Source organism: Pseudomonas sp. B21-035 (assembly GCF_024748945.1).
Taxonomy (GTDB): domain Bacteria; phylum Pseudomonadota; class Gammaproteobacteria; order Pseudomonadales; family Pseudomonadaceae; genus Aquipseudomonas.
On sequence record NZ_CP087179.1, the window covers coordinates 1,433,661 to 1,452,961 of the forward strand.

At 63.1% G+C, this 19,301-nt stretch carries 18 protein-coding genes; 13 read left to right on the forward strand and 5 right to left on the reverse strand.

Features of this window, described 5'->3' with window-relative positions; all coding sequences use genetic code 11:
• Window positions 1–41 precede the first annotated feature (41 nt).
• Together LOY22_RS06570 and LOY22_RS06575 are read right to left on the reverse strand one after the other, a co-directional pair.
• Window positions 42–1,235, reverse strand: a complete 1,194-nt coding sequence (locus tag LOY22_RS06570) for an EAL domain-containing protein (RefSeq protein ID WP_045193498.1) — start codon at window positions 1,233–1,235, stop codon at window positions 42–44.
• Window positions 1,222–4,050 carry an ATP-binding protein gene (locus LOY22_RS06575; RefSeq protein WP_213602151.1) on the reverse strand — a complete coding sequence of 943 codons (2,829 nt, stop codon included), beginning with the start codon at window positions 4,048–4,050 and terminating at the stop codon, window positions 1,222–1,224. The genes LOY22_RS06570 and LOY22_RS06575 overlap by 14 nt, the downstream gene beginning before the upstream one ends.
• 210 nt (window positions 4,051–4,260) lie before the next feature.
• On the opposite strand from LOY22_RS06575, the gene LOY22_RS06580 reads away from it, so the two are divergent.
• The 6 genes from LOY22_RS06580 to LOY22_RS06605 all read left to right on the forward strand — a co-directional run bounded on the left by LOY22_RS06580 (window position 4,261) and on the right by LOY22_RS06605 (window position 10,493).
• Window positions 4,261–4,638, forward strand: a complete 378-nt coding sequence (locus LOY22_RS06580; protein ID WP_093386285.1) for a hypothetical protein — start codon at window positions 4,261–4,263, stop codon at window positions 4,636–4,638.
• Window positions 4,639–4,836: 198 nt separating this feature from the next.
• The gene (locus LOY22_RS06585) at window positions 4,837–5,160 is read left to right on the forward strand and encodes a chemotaxis protein CheY (protein ID WP_230090928.1); all 324 of its coding nucleotides are present in this window, start codon (window positions 4,837–4,839) and stop codon (window positions 5,158–5,160) included.
• Between the two features lie 198 nt (window positions 5,161–5,358).
• The gene (locus LOY22_RS06590) at window positions 5,359–7,686 is read left to right on the forward strand and encodes a hypothetical protein (protein WP_258596906.1); all 2,328 of its coding nucleotides are present in this window, start codon (window positions 5,359–5,361) and stop codon (window positions 7,684–7,686) included.
• The gene (locus LOY22_RS06595; protein WP_093386275.1) at window positions 7,677–8,891 is read left to right on the forward strand and encodes a hypothetical protein; all 1,215 of its coding nucleotides are present in this window, start codon (window positions 7,677–7,679) and stop codon (window positions 8,889–8,891) included. Before LOY22_RS06590 ends, LOY22_RS06595 begins: the two co-directional genes overlap by 10 nt.
• 10 nt (window positions 8,892–8,901) lie before the next feature.
• Window positions 8,902–9,555, forward strand: coding sequence for a DUF1266 domain-containing protein (locus LOY22_RS06600; protein WP_258596908.1), 654 nt, complete (start codon window positions 8,902–8,904; stop codon window positions 9,553–9,555).
• A gap of 41 nt (window positions 9,556–9,596) precedes the next feature.
• Window positions 9,597–10,493, forward strand: a complete 897-nt coding sequence (locus LOY22_RS06605) for a LysR substrate-binding domain-containing protein (RefSeq protein ID WP_093386266.1) — start codon at window positions 9,597–9,599, stop codon at window positions 10,491–10,493.
• Here LOY22_RS06605 and LOY22_RS06610 read toward each other — a convergent pair whose 3' ends face one another.
• Window positions 10,494–11,891, reverse strand: coding sequence for an amino acid permease (locus LOY22_RS06610; protein WP_213602143.1), 1,398 nt, complete (start codon window positions 11,889–11,891; stop codon window positions 10,494–10,496).
• A 203-nt stretch (window positions 11,892–12,094) separates the two neighbouring features.
• Between LOY22_RS06610 and LOY22_RS06615 the strand changes: the two genes are divergently transcribed.
• A complete protein-coding gene (locus tag LOY22_RS06615) occupies window positions 12,095–12,898 on the forward strand; it encodes a phytanoyl-CoA dioxygenase family protein (RefSeq protein WP_093386256.1) in 804 nt (267 codons plus the stop codon).
• Window positions 12,899–12,990: 92 nt separating this feature from the next.
• Here LOY22_RS06615 and LOY22_RS06620 read toward each other — a convergent pair whose 3' ends face one another.
• The gene (locus LOY22_RS06620; protein ID WP_093386251.1) at window positions 12,991–13,215 is read right to left on the reverse strand and encodes a YdcH family protein; all 225 of its coding nucleotides are present in this window, start codon (window positions 13,213–13,215) and stop codon (window positions 12,991–12,993) included.
• A gap of 120 nt (window positions 13,216–13,335) precedes the next feature.
• Between LOY22_RS06620 and LOY22_RS06625 the strand changes: the two genes are divergently transcribed.
• The 5 genes from LOY22_RS06625 (at window position 13,336) to LOY22_RS06645 (ending at window position 18,025) form a co-directional block, all read left to right on the forward strand.
• Window positions 13,336–13,701: a 5-carboxymethyl-2-hydroxymuconate Delta-isomerase gene (locus LOY22_RS06625; RefSeq protein ID WP_093386246.1), complete on the forward strand. Its 366-nt coding sequence runs from the start codon at window positions 13,336–13,338 to the stop codon at window positions 13,699–13,701.
• Between the two features lie 169 nt (window positions 13,702–13,870).
• A complete protein-coding gene (locus LOY22_RS06630) occupies window positions 13,871–15,505 on the forward strand; it encodes a phosphoethanolamine transferase (RefSeq protein ID WP_258596913.1) in 1,635 nt (544 codons plus the stop codon).
• Between the two features lie 99 nt (window positions 15,506–15,604).
• The gene (rnd, locus tag LOY22_RS06635; protein WP_258596915.1) at window positions 15,605–16,738 is read left to right on the forward strand and encodes a ribonuclease D; all 1,134 of its coding nucleotides are present in this window, start codon (window positions 15,605–15,607) and stop codon (window positions 16,736–16,738) included.
• Window positions 16,735–17,028 carry a YcgL domain-containing protein gene (locus LOY22_RS06640; protein ID WP_045193483.1) on the forward strand — a complete coding sequence of 98 codons (294 nt, stop codon included), beginning with the start codon at window positions 16,735–16,737 and terminating at the stop codon, window positions 17,026–17,028. The genes rnd and LOY22_RS06640 overlap by 4 nt, the downstream gene beginning before the upstream one ends.
• Window positions 17,029–17,092: 64 nt before the next feature.
• Window positions 17,093–18,025 carry a D-2-hydroxyacid dehydrogenase gene (locus tag LOY22_RS06645; RefSeq protein ID WP_045193705.1) on the forward strand — a complete coding sequence of 311 codons (933 nt, stop codon included), beginning with the start codon at window positions 17,093–17,095 and terminating at the stop codon, window positions 18,023–18,025.
• A 27-nt stretch (window positions 18,026–18,052) separates the two neighbouring features.
• Here the strand turns inward: LOY22_RS06645 and LOY22_RS06650 are convergent, their stop codons facing one another.
• Complete coding sequence (locus tag LOY22_RS06650) at window positions 18,053–18,646, reverse strand: nitroreductase family protein (protein ID WP_258596918.1); 594 nt, start codon at window positions 18,644–18,646, stop codon at window positions 18,053–18,055.
• A 147-nt stretch (window positions 18,647–18,793) separates the two neighbouring features.
• Here LOY22_RS06650 and LOY22_RS06655 point away from each other — a divergent pair, with 147 nt between their 5' ends.
• The gene (locus LOY22_RS06655; RefSeq protein WP_045193480.1) at window positions 18,794–19,243 is read left to right on the forward strand and encodes a YcgN family cysteine cluster protein; all 450 of its coding nucleotides are present in this window, start codon (window positions 18,794–18,796) and stop codon (window positions 19,241–19,243) included.
• The last annotated feature ends 58 nt before the right edge of the window (window positions 19,244–19,301 follow it).

Here is a 19,301-nt window from a genome sequence, read left to right on the forward strand (position 1 = left end):
GGAGTGTACCTCTGCTGGCAATTCAAGGGCGCTGCGGCCACTCAATAGAAGGTGGCCGGCCCGTCATTGGTGAGCAATTGCTGAAACTGCTCGGACGATACCGCGTGGGAAATCAGAAAACCCTGGGCCTGGTTGCAATCGATCTTGCGCAACAGGGCAAGCTCCTGGGGCGTCTCGACCCCTTCGGCGACCACCGTCAACCCTAGCTTGCGGCCCAGGGCGACGATGCTGGTCAGCGCCGAGGTCATGCTTTCGTTTTCGTGGCAGCCCTGGACCAGGGCGCGGTCGATCTTGAGCTCGGTGAACGGCGTCGAAACCAGGTTCATGTACGAGCTGTAGCCCTTGCCGAAGTCATCCTGGGACAGGCCGAAGCCTTTGATGCGCAAGCGGCAGGCGCCGGCGTAAAAGTTACTGATGTCCTGGGGCACCGAGCACTCCATCAGCTCGAAGCAGATCTTGCCGGGGATGCCCTGGTGGTGCAGGACGAACTCCAGCAAGCGGTCGGCCAGGTCATGGCTGTTGAGCAGGTGGGTCGGCAGGTTGATCGATACCGGAATGTCATACCCCTGCTGGCGCCAACGCGCCTGGGCATGGATCGCCTGCTTGAGCATCAGCCACAGCAGGCGCTCTTCCAATTCGAAGGTCTTGAACGCCGGCAGGAACGCGCCGGGTAGCAGCACGCCTTGCTCCGGGTGCATCCAGCGCACCAGGGCTTCAGCGGCAACGATGCGGCCATTGCTGAGGGATTTTTTCGGCTGGAACCAGGCCTGGAACTGGCCGTTGCTCAGCCCATGGATAAGCGCCTGGTAGTCGAACTGCGCCACCGCCGGCGGCACCGGCGGCGCGCTGCGGTTCTTGCCGTTGAGCTGATCGGTGAGGTTGCGCAGGGCATCGGGCTTGACCGGCTTGGAGAGCAGGCCGATCACTTCGACGCCAAGGTTTTTGGCCACCAGGCTTGCAGCCATGAGCATGCGCTTGGAGGCGGCGCTCATGATTGCCAGGTCCGGTTTGCTGCGCAGCCTGGCCAGGCCCTGGATGAACTGCACGCCGTCCATGCCGGGCATCAGCAGGTCGGTCAGCACCAGGTCGAAGTCACGCCGCTGCAGGTGTTCCAGCGCTTCCTTGCCGTCCTGGGCCGCTTCGAAATGGAAATCGCCCAGTTCGCTGAACAGGTGCTGCAAGTACATGTGCTGGAACGGGTGGTCCTCGACGATCAAGATGTTATAGGGCTTCATGAGAGGTCTCTTGATAAGGCGCCAGATAGTTGAACAAGGCCCGCAGCGCGAAAGGCTTGACCAGGCAATGATTCATTCCGGCTGCAAGGCATAGTTCGGCTTCGCCGCGCATGGCATTGGCCGTCGCTCCGATGATCGGGATCGAGCAGCCTTGGCGGCGCAGTTCTCTGGCCAGTTCGTAGCCATTGAGTTTGGGCATGTTCACATCGGTCAGGACCACGTCGAAGTGCCCGCTTTTCCACAATTGCAGGGCCTCGATACCGTCCCCCGCTAACTCGACGGTGCAGCCGAGCTCTTCGAGCTGATCACGCAGGATCAACTGGTTGATGATGTTGTCTTCGGCCACCAGGATGTGCAGCTCGAGTTTCTGCATTTCGCGTTTTTGCGGGTCATCGGTACGGGCGATCCACAGCCCCTGGGCCTGGCGGACGGCCTGGTAAAGAGCACTGAGGTGGTTGAGGTTGACCTGCCAGCGGCCGTCTTCAAGTTGCGGCTCGCAGCAGCCATGGGCGCTGGCCAGGATCAGCGGCCCGCTCCAGTCGGCCACCAGCGCTTGCTCGGCGCTGCCGGGGTGCAGCTCGAGCAGCAGGTGGCCGCTGGCGGCATCCGCCGGCGTTGGCCGCCCGACCTGGGCCCGGGCGCCCCAGCGGCGTAGCCAGCCGCTGATCGACTGCGCCAGCTCGCGAATCGGCGAGACTACGTAGATGGTCTCGGGCAACAGGTTGCCCTGGGCCGGCAGGTCGCTGCTGGCCGAGGCTTCTTCCAGTGGCAGGGTCAGGGTAAAACTGCTGCCCAGGCCCAGTTCGCTGACCATGCGCAACTGGCCGTTCATCAACTGGGTCAGGCGCTGGCAGATCGGCAGGCCCAGGCCGGTGCCGGCCACTACGTTGGTGTTGCCTTCAGTCTGGTAGAACGGCTCGAAAATGTACGGGTGGTCTTCCTCGGCGATGCCCTTGCCGGTGTCCGACACCTGCCACATCAGGCTTGAACGCTCGCCATCGCGGTTGATCAGCTTGACCCGCAACACCACCCGGCCGCTGTCGGTGAACTTGACCGCATTGCTCAGCAGGTTGTTGAGGATCTGGCGGATCCGCGTCACGTCGCCAATCAGCCGCTCCGGCAGTTGCGGATCGAAGCAGGCGTACAACTGCAGGTTCTTGCCCTGGGCCGCGGCGCTGTAGCCCTGGATGACCTCGTGGACCAGCTCCGCGGGCGAGAACTCGCTCAGCTCCAGGGCCAGTTGCCCGGCTTCGATCTTCGACACATCCAGCACGTCGCAGATCAACTGCAACAGGGTTGCTGACGAGCCTTCGATCGCGTGCAGGTAATCGCGCTGCTGGGCATCGAGCTGGGTGCGCGCCAGCAGTTCCAGGGTACCCAGCACACCGTACAGCGGGGTGCGGATCTCGTGGCTCATGGTCGCCAGAAACAGCGTCTTGGCCTCGTTGGCGGCATCGGCCGATTGCCGCGCTTCTTCCAGCGCCGCTTCAACCTGCTTGCGCGCACTGATGTCGCTGAAGGCGCAGAACAGCACGTCTTCGCCGTTGTAGCGGGTCGGCGCGCTGCTCAGGTACAGGTGGCGGCCATCGGCGGTGGCGAAGTAGTCGCTGCGCTCGGCTTGCTGGCTGGCGAAGGCCTGGTTGATCCAGCCGGCGCACAGCACATCGCGCTCCAGGCCGTCGCCCAGCCATTGTTGCGCCAGGGTGTTTTCCAGCACCACCTTGCCGTCGGTGCGGCGCAGTACGCACAAGGCCACCGGTGCGGTCTGGATCACATCGCGGCTGAACGCCTCGCTTTCGATCAGGGCCTGGATGCGGTTGATCGCCGGTGCTATGAAGCGATGCTCGATGCGGCGCATCAGCAGCAGGATCAGGGTCACGGTGAACAGGCAGAACAGCAGCGAGCCGACCAACTGCTTCCACAACCCGGCCAGCACCGCCAGCAGGTCGATCGAGTACACCAGTTGCCAGTCCGAAGACTTCAGGTGCTTGCGGATCACCAGGTGGTCGGGGATCCAGCCGTCGCCGACAAAACCGAAGAAGTTTTCCCCCTGGGAGTTGAGCAGCATCTGCCCAAGGTGCGCATCGTGGCTGTTGGTGAACACCAGCATGCCTTCGGAGTTGAGCATCATGAACTCGCCGGCGCTCTGGTCGTTGAGCGCCGCCGACACCTCGCGGCTGTCCATTTCCAGGCCCAGCCAGCCCGACTCGGCGTCGCGCTCATCCAGGCGAATGAAGATGTACAGGTACGAGCGCTGCTCGGTCTGGTCGGTCAGCCACAGTTCGGCGGCGGGGTAGGGGCTGTTGTCCTTGAGCGCCTGTAGCTGCTCAAGCATGCGCGGCGAAAACCCCGGCACCCCGGGGGCGGAGTTGTACAGGCGCCTGACCTGCGCGTTCGGCCCGGTGTCGACATACAGCAGGCTGACCTGCTTGTCCTTCATGTAATCGCGCATGCGCTGGGTCAGCCAGATGCTCCAGCGGTTGTCGCTGGTGCTGCCCAGTTGCAGGTGCACTTCTTCGCTCGATGGCAGGTAGACCAGGGACCTTGCCTGTTTCGACTTGCGCACCGCCGACAGGCTCAGGCTCTCGAGCAAGGCCTCGCGGTTGGTGAAGAAGGTGTGCGCCTCGGCGATCGCGCTGCTCATGTAGCCGCGACGCTGGGAGATGTCGTTGTTGAAGGTGAACAACAGGAAGTTGTACACGCCGCTGAAGATGCCGATCAGCAAAACCACGGCGAACAACCGCAGCAAGCGGCGGGCGGCTTCGGGGCTGGAAAGAAGCGGGCTGATTTGCAGCAGGTAGCTTTTTAATCTCATTCGCCGACTCTAGTGAGTCGCGAATGCTGCAGACATCAGACAATCCTTAAACATAGGCCCTGGCGCAGGCGTTGACCAGCCAGCGGGCGCTTATTTGTCCGGTTCTGCGACCTGCTTGGCAAAGCGCAACAATGCCTATCAGACAATCCTTAAACATTGCGCCGTCTGGCCGACACTCAAGGTATCAACCGTTTTCGCAGGAGTGTCGGCATGAAGAGTAAATATGTTGCTATCGCTGCAGGGTTGCTGTTGGGTCTGAACGGGGCCTGCATGGCCGCCACGCCGGTTGCCCAGGGCGTGATCAATTTCACCGGCAGCATCGTCGAGTCGCCGTGCACGCCTTCGGCCCGGGCCGGTGCCTTGAACCTCAGCGATTGCCCGGCCCAGGCCCGGGGTACCCGCATCGAGCTGCAGCAGGTCGTCCCGCAGGCTTCGGTCACTACGCCCGACCATGCGCCGGTCAACGTCAGGCTGGTGGCCGACAGCGGCACGGCCGGGCGTTACTACAACCAGCAGTACGCGCTGCTGGATGCTTCCGGCAAGGCCCTGAGTTCCGGCGCCTACCTGATTACCCTGACCACGCCTTAAGGCTTGGGCGTAAGGGCGTTTGAGAATTGTCTTAGAGTCTCCGCAGACGACCAACGGTAACCTTGCCAGTACTTCAGCGAGTCGCAGCGTTTATAAAGACTCGCGGAGCCCATCTGTCAGGTTTACCGAATGTCAAACATAGCATTGCGCATAGTGATCGCTGATCGGCAGCAGGATCAGCGAAGCAAGATAGAAAACATGCTCAACCGCCTGGGGTACAGCCGCGTTGCCCACTTGAGTAGCTTTCAAGCGTTGCAAGCCGCGACCCGGGCGCAGGGCACACCCTTCGACTTGTTGATCGTCAACACGGTGCTGGTGCCTTCCCGGCAGTTCAACCTGTTGAAGTTCTGCCACGACAACCCGCGCATCCGCCATGCGCTGATCTATGAAGGGCAACGCGCCGATTGTTCGCGGGTCTCGGTGCCGGTCAATGCCAGGATTCAACTGTGCCTGTCGCCGGCACCGGACCTCGACTCGATCAAGCGCTGCCTGCACAGTGTCGATCCGCTGTTTGCGCATTAATCAGCGCGCCCACCCCCTGCACCCGCTTGGATTTTCAAACGCCAACTGGTAGCGTGCAGCACCTCGCTGTATTGCCCGATCCCTTTCGTCATCGTTGCCTGTCCAGGGCCGACGTACACGAGTACCCGTTGGCCCGTTCAAGGGCGCCGGCGCAGGGCGCATCGGGCGATGCACAGTCATTCGCAAATGGAGTTCACAATGACGCAGAACAGCACCGTGCTGTCCGGAATCCAGCTGGATCAATTCATCGACCGTCTTGAGGTCGAACATCAGGAACACGGTGACGACCACGTGCTGGGCCTGCTGCGCGCCCAGCCGCTCAAGGCAGCCTCGCTGGAATCGATTGACCGTCTGCACGTGCTGTGGGTCAACGCCGGAGACGCCGACGCCTCCAGGGCGGTGCTGGCCGACGACGGCCAGGCGCTGATCGAGGCGACGCCAGAAGAGGCGCGCAACGAACTCAAGGTCAACCTGCTGATCTACCAGCTGCGCCTTTGCAACTACCTCAAAGACGAGCAAGGCCTGCTGCAGGCCCTCGACGCCCTGCAGCAACTGAGCAACGAGTCGCTGGCGTTCGATATCGAACAGTACCGGCGCTACCGCATTTTTGACGATCTGCAGCACACCACCCTCGACGTCGCCCTCAAGGCCATCGAGGTGCGTCACACCCTGGCGTTGATCAACCCCGGCCGCCATGCCTTGCGGGCCTGGGACGATGCCGACCAGCACCGGCGCCGGGCGCGGGTGCTGGCTGCCCACGAACGTGACGAAGAGGCTCGCGAAGCGGCGCTGGCGGCAATTACCGCGTTGCGCACCGCCGCTGCTGACCAGGACGTCGACGGCAACGACTGGCTGTGGCTGGGCGATGCACTGATCGAAATCGTGCCGCTGCGCCTGGCGATGTTCGAGCAACCTGTAGTGCAGTTGATCGCTGAGCTGTCGCTGCCCCAGCGCCGCGAGTGGGAAGTGCGCCTGGCGCGCCTGGCGGCGCGCTCATTGAAGGCCCAGGGCGACCTGCCCGGCGCCTTGAAAATCTGTGAAGTGGCGACCCTGGAACTGGACTCCAGCGGCAGCGACAACTTTGTCGAATTCCACTTGCCCTGGTTGCTTGAAAACGGTCAGATCGACGACGCCGGGCAGCGTGCATTCATGGAAATCTATGGCGTTCGCAGCCAGATGTGGCCGGGCACTGCCTACTGGGTACACGATCGTCTGCTCGATGCCGAGGATCAGTCGCCATGGTGGCCGCTGTGCGTGATGCGCGCCTGTGATGATCAAAAGGTCTTGGAGCGGTTTGTTTCCGGGCTGCCATGGCGCGACGAGTCGACGCCGTCCATGGGCCCGCTGCTCGATGCGCTGTATGCTGCCCGCGATGACCTTGAGCAGCTCGATAACGTTTTCGCCCAGGCCCTGGAAGAAGCCCGCCGCCGCGCGCCGAACCACCCCTGGATCAACCGCCTGCTGGCAGTGCGTGAACGCCAGGCCGGGCGCATTGACGCCAACACTGAACTTACGATGCTGCGCGAGGCCGTTTCGGCCGGCAATATGCAAGACCACCGCAGCGCCTACAGCCTGTTCAGCGCCCATGCCAGTGTGTTCGGCATTGTCGATGCCTTGCGCCAACCGCTGCTGACAATGGCTGGTGGCATGAACTATTACAGTTTCGCTTGCAACATCGACGACCTGGTCGAGGTGGAAGTCGAGAAGCTCTCGAGCGAGGAAGCAGATCAGGCCTGGTCGTTGTTGCGCGAAGTACAAAAGCTGGCCTACGAACGCGGCCAGGCTCGCATGGAGCAATGCTTCGCCACCGGTCGCGGGCATCGTTACGATGCCTGTGTGCACATGTACTCGATGCTCTGCAACAACCTGGCGATCAACTACCGCTGCTACAACGACCTGCGCATGTATGAGCAGGCCCTGGAGCTGCATGCCCGTGGCATTGCCGCCAGTCCGTTCGCAGAACACTATCATGGCACCCTGCAAAACCGCATTGAGCTGGGGGATGACGCGGGCATCGCCGAAGCCGCCGAACAGCTCTGGCACTTCGCTGCCGACTATGGCTACAGCCGCCACGACCCCGAAGAGTACCTGTTCGAAGTCAGCCGGGCCCTGTACCGCCTGGACCGCGAACGCGAAATCCTGATCTGGCTTGAGCGCGTGCTCAACTGGCAGCAAGAGCAAGGAGTCGCCGACAAGGACCTGGAAATCTCGCAACTGTTCGCGCGGATAAAAGTGGCCACGTACCTGTCGTACAACCTGCCGGAGGCCGCCACCAGCCTGTGGCTGCGCTACGCGCCCTATGTCAACGAAGGTGACATCGCCAGCCTGCTGGGCTGCTCCGGCGATGTGCTCAAGGGCCTGGGGCGCAAGGAAGAGGCCATCGCCTACTACCAGCGCTCGATCCTGCGCAGTGATCCAGACAACGCTATCGACCAGAGCAACAATGAAATCTTCAGCCAGAGCATCGCCGAGCTGCAGGCCGTTGAAAAACCGGCTGGCAAGGCCTGGTGGCAGATATGGAAGTGACACCGGAGCTGCGACAGTCCGGTTACGCCCCGCGCAACGCACTCAATGCCGATCAACTCAAGCGCGCAATTGCCGAGCGCAGCAAGGCCCGTGGTGATGCGCCAGAGGTGGGCAAATGGTTGCTCAACCATTTCTACCGGCACCTGGTCGGCAACTTCGAGCCGGCGCGGCCGATCCTGACCCTGGAGCAGGCGGTCGAGGCGCTGGGGGCCGAACCGCCGGCGTGGGTGGCCAGGCACTTGGGCGACGCCGGCAAACAGTCGCAGCAGGCGCCGCTGGTCTGGATCGATCCGCAGCAGGCGCCACTGCTGGCCGAGGAGGCCTTGCTGGTGGAGTTCCTGACCTCGCGCCAGGGCACCGCGCTGGCTGGCAAGCTCGATCGCATCAACTGCCCGCAGGCGCTGGCGCTGTGGCACAAGGAGCATGCGCAGATGGCCGCGCGGGTCGAGCAGGGCTGGCGCCAGAGCCAGCCCGAGGCCTTGCTCACGCGGGTGACCACTGCTGAGCACGTATTGCAGGAGCTGCGCCCCGAGAGCCCTTTGCTGCGCGCCGAGATGGCCTTTGAAAGCTACGTGATGCGCCACTGCCTGGGCCAGTTCGCCGATCGCCGCGCCCTCACCGGCGGCTACGGCGAGCGCTATGCCGAAGCGGTGGAGCAGCGGCGCATGCGCGTGTTGAGTTTTCGCGACGGCCAGGGCCAGCCACACATCACCATCAGCCTGATCGTTCAGGCCGACGGCACCTTGACCGTCGAGCAGGTCAAGGGCAAGCAGAACCGGCCGCCGGTCGAGCGCTATTACCAGGACTTGCTGCAGTGCCTGAATGCCCTGGGCACCGACCAGCAGACGCCCGCCGACTGCATCGCCATCGGCATCGTACGCACTGAAGCTGGGTGGCTGCGCATCGAAGAGGTCAGCGACCCGACCGCGCAGACCCGCCTGGTGGCGCGCTATCCGCAGCTGTACGAGCGCCTCGAAGCGCCTTCGGCCATGGTCGAGTGGCTGGTGGCCGGGCGTCAGCCGCAGCAGTTCTTGCAGGCTGGCCCGCAAGCGGTGTCGGTCAAGTACGCCACCCGGCATATCGTCAGCAAGCGCGCTGAGCGTCAGCTCAATGATCCGCTGTACCAGACCGAAGGCGTGCCATGGCCGGACATGACGCCCGCCGAGGGTGAGGAAATCCAGGCCTGGCAGGCCCGGGCAAGGTAAGGAGAAACGCATGTTTTTACTGATCGCGACGGTTGTATCAGCCTGGTTGTTATGGCGGGCATTGCGACCGCGCGCCGCGCCGTTGTTCAGCCAGCGCAAGCACTGGTCGCTGTTGCTGGCCAGGCCCATGGCCGATGCGATGGGCGTCGAGGGCTTCTACTCGCCGGCCTGCGATCACTTCAACGAGCAAGCGCAGAAGATCGTGCGGGCAGCGTTGCTGCACCAGGCCGGGGTTCGCAGCAACTGCGATGACGAGGCCGTGCGCGCGCACTTGCGCGCGAGCCTCGAACAGCAATGGTACAGCCTCGACCTGCAGGCGCTGACGGCCAGCGATGAGCCGCGTGCGGCCATGGCCTTTGCCTGTGCGCGGGTGGCGTTTGTGGCCCGTTGTGCGCTGCTGATGCGCTGGCTCGAGCCTGACCTTGCCTGGCGTGTGCTGCTGCTCAATGCGCAGCGGGCGCAGGACTGTTTCGACAGTTGGGAAGATTTCGGCAAAGCCTATAAGCTGGGGCGCGAGCAGTGGGTTGCGGCGTTTCGCGTCGACTCGCTGGGCGAAGCGTTCCACGAGCAGCATCTGCGCCAGTTGCTGGCCCCCGGCAGCGGTGCCTGGGCTGATATCCCCTGGCATACGCCCGCGGCGTTGAGCCCGGCGCTGGCGAGGTAACTGCGCGACTGTTGGTTCCAGCATCCCAGAGGGGCATTGCGATGATCGGCTTCACCTTTCGCCAGTTGGAGTATTTCGTCGCCGCCGCCGAGCAGGGCAGTGTCAGTGCTGCGGCGCGCACCAAGCATATTTCCCAGCCGTCGGTGTCGCTGGCGCTGTCGCAGCTGGAGGCGAGCCTGGGCGAGAAACTCTTTCATCGCCAGGTCAGCCGTGGCCTGGAGCTGACCCCGGCCGGGCGCAAGCTGCTCGAACAGGCGCGCGACATGCTCAACCTGGCCTCGGCCATCAGCGGCAAGGGCGAGCAGCAACAGGTGGTGCGCGGGAGCCTGAGCCTGATCTGCTTCCAGGACCTGGGGCCCTATTACGCGCCGCGCTTGCTGAGCGGCTTTCGCCGGCGCCATCCGGAAGTCACCATCACCTTGTTCGAGGCCGATCTTGCCGAGGTCAACCGGCGCCTTGCCGATGGCAAGGCGGAGCTGGCGCTGACCTATGACGTGGGGCTCGATGCGCCGATCGAAAAGCGCGTGCTGGCGCAGCTGACGCCTTATGCCCTGCTGCCGGCCGACCACCCGCTGGCGTTGCAGGAGCGGGTATCGCTGGTGGACCTGGCCACGGAGTGTTTGATTCTCGAAGACATCGCCCGGACCCGCGAATACTTTCTTTCGCTGTTCTGGGCCCATGACCTGCAACCGGCCAGCCTGCAACTGACCCAGACTTTCGAGATGCAGCGCGGGCTGGTCGCCCATGGCTATGGCGTGGCGCTGTCTTGCACCCGGCCGGTGGCCGATTGCAGCTACGACGGCCAGCCGCTGGCCTGCCGGCCCCTGCTGGAAACGGTCAGCCCGCAGCCGGTGGTGCTGGCCCAGTCCAGTGCCATGCGCCCGTCACCGGCGGCGCAGGCCTTCCTCGACTGGGCCAGCGAGCAGCTGGCGACCTGATCAGTTACCCGGCGAACCGGCCAACCTGACCTGCGGTTGGCGGGCGACGAACAGCCAGTAGCCCAGTGACAGCAGGGCCAGCCAGCCGATGCCCACGTACAGGGCCATGCGCGTGTCGGGGAACCAGGCCAGCACGCCGAAGATGAACAGCATGAACACCACCGCGCAGGCCGGGCCGACCGGCCAGAACGGCACCGGGAAGTGCAGCCTTGCCACCTCGTCGGCGCTCATGCCGCGGCGCATGACGATCTGCGACAGCAGGATCATCAGCCACACCCAGACGATCGAAAAGGTCACCACCGCCGCGAGGATCAGGAACAGGTTGTCCGGCGCCAGGTAGTTGAGCACCACCCCCAGCAGCAGGGCCACGGCCATCACCACCACGGTCATCCACGGCACACCGAAGCGCGACAGCTGGGCGAAGCTGGCCGGTGCCTGGCCGTTGTGGGCCATGCCGTACATCATCCGCCCGGCGCTGAAGATGTCGCTGTTGATCGCCGACACCGCCGCCGAAATCACCACGATGTTCAGCAGCGTCGCCGCCGAGCCAATGCCCAGGCCGCTGAAAATCTGCACGAAGGGGCTACCTTCGCTGCCGATCTTCGACCAGGGGTAGATCGACATCAGCACCAACAGGGTGAACACGTAGAACAGCAGGATGCGCAGCGGTACCGAGTTGATCGCCCGGGGAATCACCCGCTGCGGGTCCTTGGCTTCGCCGGCGGTGATGCCGATCATCTCGACGCCGCCGAAGGCGAACATCACCACGGTGAACGAGGCGATCATGCCGCCTACGCCGTTGGGGAAGAAGCCGCCATGGCTCCACAGGTTGCTCACCGCCGCCAGGGGCTCGCCGGCGCCGCCCAGCTGGATGCCGAACATCAGCACGGCGGCGCCGGCAAGGATCATCGAGACGATGGCGGTGACTTTCAGCAGCGACAGCCAGAACTCCAGTTCGCCAAACACCCGCACGCTGCACAGGTTCAGCGCGCCGATGAAGAAGACGATGCCCAGCACCCAGATCCAGCGCGGCGTGTCGGGGAACCAGAAGCTCATGTAAACGCCGAAGGCGGTGACATCCGCCAGGCACACCACCAGCATCGAGAAGGCGTAGCTCCAGCCGGTGAGAAAACCGGCAAAGCGCCCCAGGTACTGGCTGGCGTATTGCCCGAAGGAGCCGGACACCGGGTTGCGCACGGCCATCTCGCCGAGGGCGCGCATCATCATGTAGATCGCCGCGCCACCGATCAGGTAGGCGAGCAACACCGAAGGGCCGGCCAGTTTGATGGCCGCTGCAGAGCCATAGAAAAGCCCGGTGCCGATGGCAGAACCGAGCGCCATGAAGCGAATGTGGCGGGTACTCAGACCGCGCCGCAAGGCGGTGCTGTTTTCGTTCATCCCAGGTAACTCCTCGTTGTTCTTATTCTTGGATAGCAAGGCGCCGTAGGACACAGGCAGGGCCATTAACCGGCCAAAGGCGGCGGGCTGACAACCGTCGCGCCATACAGATTGCCTATAGTGGCGCATAGGTAATCTGTGGTTTACCGGCTGCGCGCGGGCGCCCAATACTTTTGTCATTACAACAAGAGAGGTGGTCTGCGATGAATGCCGATATCGAACAGTTCCAGCGTGACGGTGCAGTGGTCTTGCGTGGCGTGTTCCGCGACTGGATCGAACCGCTGCGCGAAGGTTTTGAACAGAACCTGGCCGCGCCCAGCGCCTTTGCCATCGAGAACGTCGGCAGTGGCGAAGGCGGGCGCTTCTTCGAGGATTACTGCAACTGGCAACGCATCCCGGCATTCAAGGACTTCGTGCTCAACTCGCCCGCTGCGGCGCTTGCCGGGGCGCTGATGCAGTCGCGGCAAGTGCAGGTGTTCCATGAACACATCCTGGTCAAGGAGCCGGGTACCTCCAAGCCCACGCCCTGGCACCAGGACCTGCCGTACTACTGCGTCGACGGCCTGCAAACCGCCAGCTACTGGATACCGCTGGACCCGGTCACCCGCCACAACACCCTGAGCGTGGTCCTCGGCTCCCATCGCTGGCCCAAGCCGGTTCGGCCCAAGAGCTGGGCCAGCAACAAGGATTTCTATGGCGCCACCGATGCCGGCTCCGGTGAAAGCCTGTTCATGGACATGCCGGACGTGGAGAACGGCGAGTATCAGATTCTTTCGCCGGAGCTTGAGCCAGGTGATGCGGTGGTGTTCGATTTTCGTACCGTGCATGGCGCCGCCGGCAACAACGGCAGCAACCGCCGCCGAGCCTTCTCGACGCGCTTCATGGGTGATGACGTGCGCTATATCCAGCGGCCCGGCCGGACCTCACCGCCGTTTCCGGGGATTGATCTGAAGAGCGGCGATCGCATGCGCGAGGACTGGTTTCCGGTGGTGTGGGCGCGGTCTTAAGGGGGGGCTGGCAGGAGCGAGCTTGCCTGGCGATGCGATGTGGCAGGTAGATCGCTATCGCGGGTCAAGCCCGCTCCCACAGGTATTGCGGGTTACTTAAGATGGGCGACGATCTCGTCCTTGATCTTCAGGCGTTCCTTGCGTAGCCGGGTGACGGTGTCATCGGCGGCGCTACTGTTCTCGGCAGCGACGACTTCGGCGTCTTTGCGGTTGTACGCTTCATGCAACTGACTCAGCCGTGGATTGCTCTGTTGCTTCTCGAGGAACTGCTCAGGGGTCAGACCCACGTCTGCGTACAAATCGTGCTTGACCGACATCTTTTCACCTCTCCGGGGTTTGTGGGGTGGAAGTCATGAACTTAGAGGATAGTCGGCTTTGCCGGGTTTCGCGGCTGGGGTAGTCTGTTGCAACATTTGCCCTGCCCAGGACTCCGTGCAATGCCTCATCTTCATGTGGAATACAGCGACAACCTGAAAAACCTCGAGGTCGACCGCCTGTTGCTGCGCCTTAACCACGCCCTGGTCGGTAGTGGCCAGTTTGCCGAAGAGCTAGACATCAAGAGCCGCGCCGTGGCCCTGGGCAGTTTTCGCGTGGGCGTGGCGCCGGTAGAGCGTGCGTTCGCCCACATCAAGCTGGCGATCCTCAGCGGCCGTTCGGCCGAGATCAAACGCCAGCTGTCGGCGAGCCTGCTGGAGGTGCTCAAGGAGGCCGTGCCAGGCACGCCGGAGCTGGACATCCAGCTGTGCGTCGAGGTAATTGATATTGATCGCGATTCCTATTCAAAAGTGCACCTGCCGGGGTAAACAGGCTGGTGCCTGAACACACGCTGAACGTAATACTTAAATAGACGCCAAGCGACTATTTGTTGGCGTCTTTTTCACAAAAAATTGATGACTGGCTACTTAAAGTTCGGGCTGTTTCCAGGTAGTGCCGCAACGGCACTGTTCCCGACGTTTAAATAAGCGAACCATCATGTTCAAGGTCAAACCCCTGCGGGCCGAATGGGTCACGTTGATTGCCAGCCTGTACCTGTTGATCGGCTTCAACTCGTTATTGTGGCAACACCTGGCCTCGGTGCTTGCCACCGATGCCCACGGCCTGCTGCTGCGCGCGGCCTTTGGGGTGATGATCCTCTGTGCGTTCAACCTGGTATTGACCCTGCTGGCCTTCAGGCCGCTGCTCAAACCGCTGCTGATTACCTTGTTCATGGTCAGTGCCGCAGTGGCGTACTTCATGAGCCAGTACGGGGTAATGATCGATGTCGGCATGCTGCGCAATGCCATGGAGACGAATGCCACGGAAGTGCGTGACCTGCTCTCGATTAAACTTTTTTTATATATAACGTTTTTAGGTGTCTTGCCTTCTTTGTTGTTGTACAAGACGCCGGTTTTATACCGTAACTGGGTCCGTGAATTGTTCGGCAAGTTACTCGCCAGTGTCGCCTGTGTTGTGGTGCTGGGCGCCGTCGCGCTGATCAACTACCAGGGCCTGGCTTCGCTGTTTCGCAATCACCATGAAATCCGCCTGCTGCTGGTGCCGAGCAATGTTGTCGGCGCCTCCCTGGGCTATGTCGGCGAGCGCGTTGGCAGCGCCGCCAAGCCGTTTCGCGCCATCGGCGAGGACGCCAGGCTCGACGTCGCCTGGCAGCAACGTACGCGCAAGTCGCTGACTGTGCTGGTGGTCGGCGAGAGCGCGCGGGCGCCGAACTTCGGGGTGCTCGGCTATGGCCGTGACACCACACCGCAACTGAGCCAGGAAAAGGGCCTGATCGCCTTCACCGACGTGCACTCCTGCGGCACCGAAACCGCCGTGTCGGTGCCGTGCATGTTCTCCGGCTTCACCCGCAAGGATTACGACGCCAGCACCGCAAAAAACCAGGAAGGCCTGCTCGATGTGCTCCAGCGGGCAGGGCTGGCGGTGCGCTGGCGTGATAACCAGTCTGGCTGCAAGGGCACTTGCGACCGGGTGGTGTTCGAGGATGTCAGCAACCTCAAGGACCCGGCGCTGTGCGCCGATGACGAGTGCCGCGACGAGATCCTGCTCAAGGGCCTGGACGGCTTCATCGATAACCTGCAACAGGACACCGTGCTGGTCCTGCACCAGATGGGCAGCCACGGGCCGGACTACTACAAGCGTTACCCCAAAGCGTACGAGCGCTTCACTCCGGTGTGCCGCAGCAACGCCCTCAACCAGTGCAGCCAGGAGAGCATCGTCAACGCCTATGACAACACTCTGGTGTACACCGACCATGTCCTCGCTTCGCTGATCGACCTCTTGCGCAGCAAGCAGGACAAGGTCGACACCGCCATGCTGTACCTCTCCGACCACGGCGAATCGCTCGGTGAGTACAACCTGTACCTGCATGGCACGCCGTACATGCTGGCGCCGGAGCAGCAAAAACACGTGCCGCTGCTGGCGTGGTTCTCCGACAGTTACAAGGCCAGCTTCGGCGTCGACAGCGACTGCCTGCAGAAGGCCCTTAATCAACCGCTGAGCCAGGACAATCTGTTCCATTCCATGCTCGGCCTGCTGCAGGTGCACACCGCCCTGTACAAGCCGCAGCTGGACCTGTTCGCCAGTTGCCGGCCGATGTTGGCCCGGCACTGATCACAGGCGCGGTAGCGGCGGCAGGGATAGCGGTCGAGTGGTTTCCCGACGATGGCCTGCGCCGTATATACTGCGCGCCATTGTTTGTGGGAGAGCCTTGTGGCCATTGATATTCACTGGATTTGCGATGACCGCAGCCTGGCAGAGCATTGCCAGCAGTGGCGCACGCTGCCCTTCGTGGCACTCGACACCGAGTTCATGCGGGTCGATACCTTTTATCCGAAAGCCGGTTTGATCCAGGTCGGCGACGGGGCACGGGCCTACCTGATCGATCCACTGCGCATCGGCGACTGGCAGCCGCTGGCCGGCCTGCTCGAAGATCCGCAGGTGATCAAGGTCCTGCATGCCTGCAGCGAAGACCTCGAAGTGCTGTCGCGCCTGACCGGCAGCCTGCCGGCGCCGTTGTTCGACACCCAGCTGGCCGCCGGTTACCTCAACCTGGGCTTCTCCATGGGCTATTCGCGCCTGGTCCAGGAAGTGCTGGGCATTGACCTGCCCAAGGGTGAAACCCGCTCCGACTGGCTGCAACGCCCGCTGTCGGACACCCAGGTCAGCTACGCCGCCGAAGACGCCGTGCACCTGGCCGAACTGTACGAGCGCCTGCGCCCGCAATTGTCGGATGACAAGAACGCCTGGGTGCTTGAAGACGGCGCCGAACTGGTTGCCCAGCTGCGTCGCGAAACCGATCCCCTTGAGCTATACCGCGAAGCCAAGCTGGCCTGGAAGCTGTCGCGTGCGCAACTGGCGGTACTGCGCGAGCTGTGCGCCTGGCGCGAGTGCGAGGCGCGTGCGCGCGACCTGCCGCGCAACCGCATCGTGCGTGAAAACGCCTTGTGGCCGATGGCCCGCACCCAGCCCGACTCGCTGTCGGCGCTGGCCAAGATCGAAGACATGCACCCGCGCACCATTCGTCAGGATGGCGAGTTTTTGCTCGGCCTGATCAAGCAGGCCGCCAGCCTGCCGCCGGAGCAATGGCCTCCGGCGGTGCCCGAGCCGCTGCCGATCGAAGCCTCGGCGCTGCTCAAGCAACTGCGCGCCATCGGCCAGGCCGAGGCCGAGCGCCTGAACATCGCCCCCGAGCTGATGCTGCGCAAGAAAACCCTGGAACTGCTGCTCAAGAGCGGCTACCCCAACGGACCCTATCAACTCCCCGAGTCGCTGCGCGGCTGGCGCCGTGAGCGCATGGGGCAGGCGCTGCTTGATTGCCTGGCGGGCGCCGGAGACCAACCATGAAACGTATCTGCTCGATCTACAAGAGCCCGCGCAAGAACGAAATGTACCTGTACGTGCTCAAGGCCGACGGCCTGGAGCGCGTGCCCGAAGGCCTGCTGCCGTTCTTTGGCAAGCCCGTGCATGCCTTCGACCTGGTCCTGAGCCCGGAGCGCCAGCTGGCCCGCGAAGATATTGCCAAGGTCCTGGAAAACCTCGAACAGCAGGGTTACCACCTGCAAATGCCACCGGCCGAGGACGAGTACATCGAGCACCTGCCAGAAGAGCTGCTGCGTCGCAACGACCCGGTCTGATCCCCCTCTTTGTCGCGCCGCCAGCCCCTGGCGGCTTGCGCCGTTACCCAAGGTTGCAATGAACATGCGTGTTTTGATCGCTGAACAGGATCATGCCCTCTACGCTCGGCTGTTGCGCGAGATGGCACCGGACCTGGAGGTCCTGAACAGTGGCGATTCGGCCGAGCTTGCGCGGATGGCCGCCGCCAGCCCGGTGTGGCTGGGCCAGCCGGACCTGCTGGCGACCTTGCTGCGCCAGGGTCATCAGCCGCAGTGGCTGCAGTCGACCTGGGCCGGCATCACCCCGCTGCTGGCAGACGGCCTGCAGCGCGACTACCGCCTGACCCGGGCGGTGGGCATCTTTGGCCAGGTCATGGCCGAGTATGTGCTCACCTACATGCTCGGTCACGAGCGCGAGGTACTGGCGCGCCTGGTCAGCCAGGTCGAGCGCAAGTGGGATGACCGCCCCGGACGCAGCCTGCAAGGGCGCCGGGCGCTGATCGTCGGCACCGGTGATATCGGCCAGCAGGTGGCGCAGTTTCTGGTTCCGTTTGGCGTGCAGTTGTACGGCATCGCCAGCCAGCCGCGTGAGCAGGCGCCGTTTATCGAAGTGGCCGGCCTTGACGACCTGGGCCGTCTGGTCGGCGAGGTCGATTATGTCATCAACCTGCTGCCCGATACCCCGGCAACCCATGACCTGTACGACGCCGCGTTGTTTCAGCGCTTCAACCCCGAGGCGCTGTTCATCAATGCCGGGCGCGGTGTGGCGGTGGTCGATGGCGACCTCGTCGAGGCTTTGAAGAAAGGCCATCTGGCCGGTGCGGTGATCGATGTCTGTCGGCAGGAGCCGCTGCCCCAGCGCCATCCGTTCTGGACCGCCTGGGGCTTGCTGCTGACCGGGCACAGCTCGGCACCGACATCGCCTTCGGCGATGGTGCGCTTGTTTGTCGAGAACTTGCGGGCGTATCAGGCGGGTCAAGGGCTGCGCGGGGAAGTGGACTTTCAGCGCGGCTATTAAACGTCTCGACTTGACCCGCGAAACCCATCAAAGGCTGAAATCACCCTCAGCCGCCAACTCGCTCAACGGCCGCCGCGGGCTCGGCACTTCCCGCGCCTGCAAGCCTTCGGCCAGGGTCGACTTGTCGCCCAGCTTGCCGATCGCCACTGCCGCGTGCAGGGCGTAGCCTTCGGGGATCTTCAGCTCCTTGCGGGTCAGTTCCTGGTCGAAACCGGCCATGCCATGGGTGTGCCAGCCGCTCAGGCTCGCCTGCAACGCCAGATGTCCCCAGGCCGAGCCGGTGTCGAAGGTGTGCCACAGGGCCGGGGTTTCTTCGCTGGCGCCCGGCGCGGTGAAGCTGGTTTTGGAAATGATGATCACCAGCGCCGAGGCGTGCTGGGCCCAGCTGCGGTTGAACTCGTTGAGCAGGCCAAGGAAGCGTTCCCAGTTCGGCGTATCGCGGCGGGCATAGAGGAAGCGCCAGGGCTGCGAGTTATAGGCCGAAGGTGCCCAGCGTGCGGCTTCAAGGAAGCTCAGCAGGGTGGTCTGGTCAATCGGCTCGGCGGTGAAGGCGCGCGGCGACCAGCGCTGGATGAACTGTTCGTTGATGGCATGATCGGCAACGCGAGGATTTGCACTCATCAATAGTTCCTGAAGTTGGGTAGGTGACCGCTGGTCAAACTACTGTGTCATATGAGCGCTGACAAGCGGTCTGGCAATGGCCGGTGACAGGCCCTAGACTGGCGCCGCCGCGCCGCCGCATACGAATTGAAACAGGACACCCGCGACATGACTGCCAACGCCAATCCATTCTGGATGCGTAAAACCCTCGAGCAACTCGACCCGCAAGAGTGGGAGTCGCTGTGTGACGGCTGTGGCCTGTGCTGCCTGCAAAAGCTTGAAGATGAAGACGACAACAGCGTCTATTACACGCGTATCGCCTGCAAGTTGCTGGACCTCAAGACCTGCCAGTGCAGCGATTACCCGCAGCGGATGCAGATCGTACCCGACTGCATCCAGCTCACGCCGGGCAAGGCCGACCAGTTCAAATGGCTGCCGACCACCTGCGGTTACCGCCTGGTCAGCGAGGGCAAGGATCTGCCCGACTGGCATCACCTGGTGTGTGGCGACCGCGAGCAGGTGCACAAGCAACGGATTTCACAATCCGGGCGCATGCTCAGCGAAGACAGCGTCGATGAAGACGACTGGGAAGACTATCTGATTTTCCGCGCCGGCTGAGCCTCGCAGAGGGTTGTCGGACAGCGCGTTTGGCGGAACAAGGAGTTTCTGTATGCGT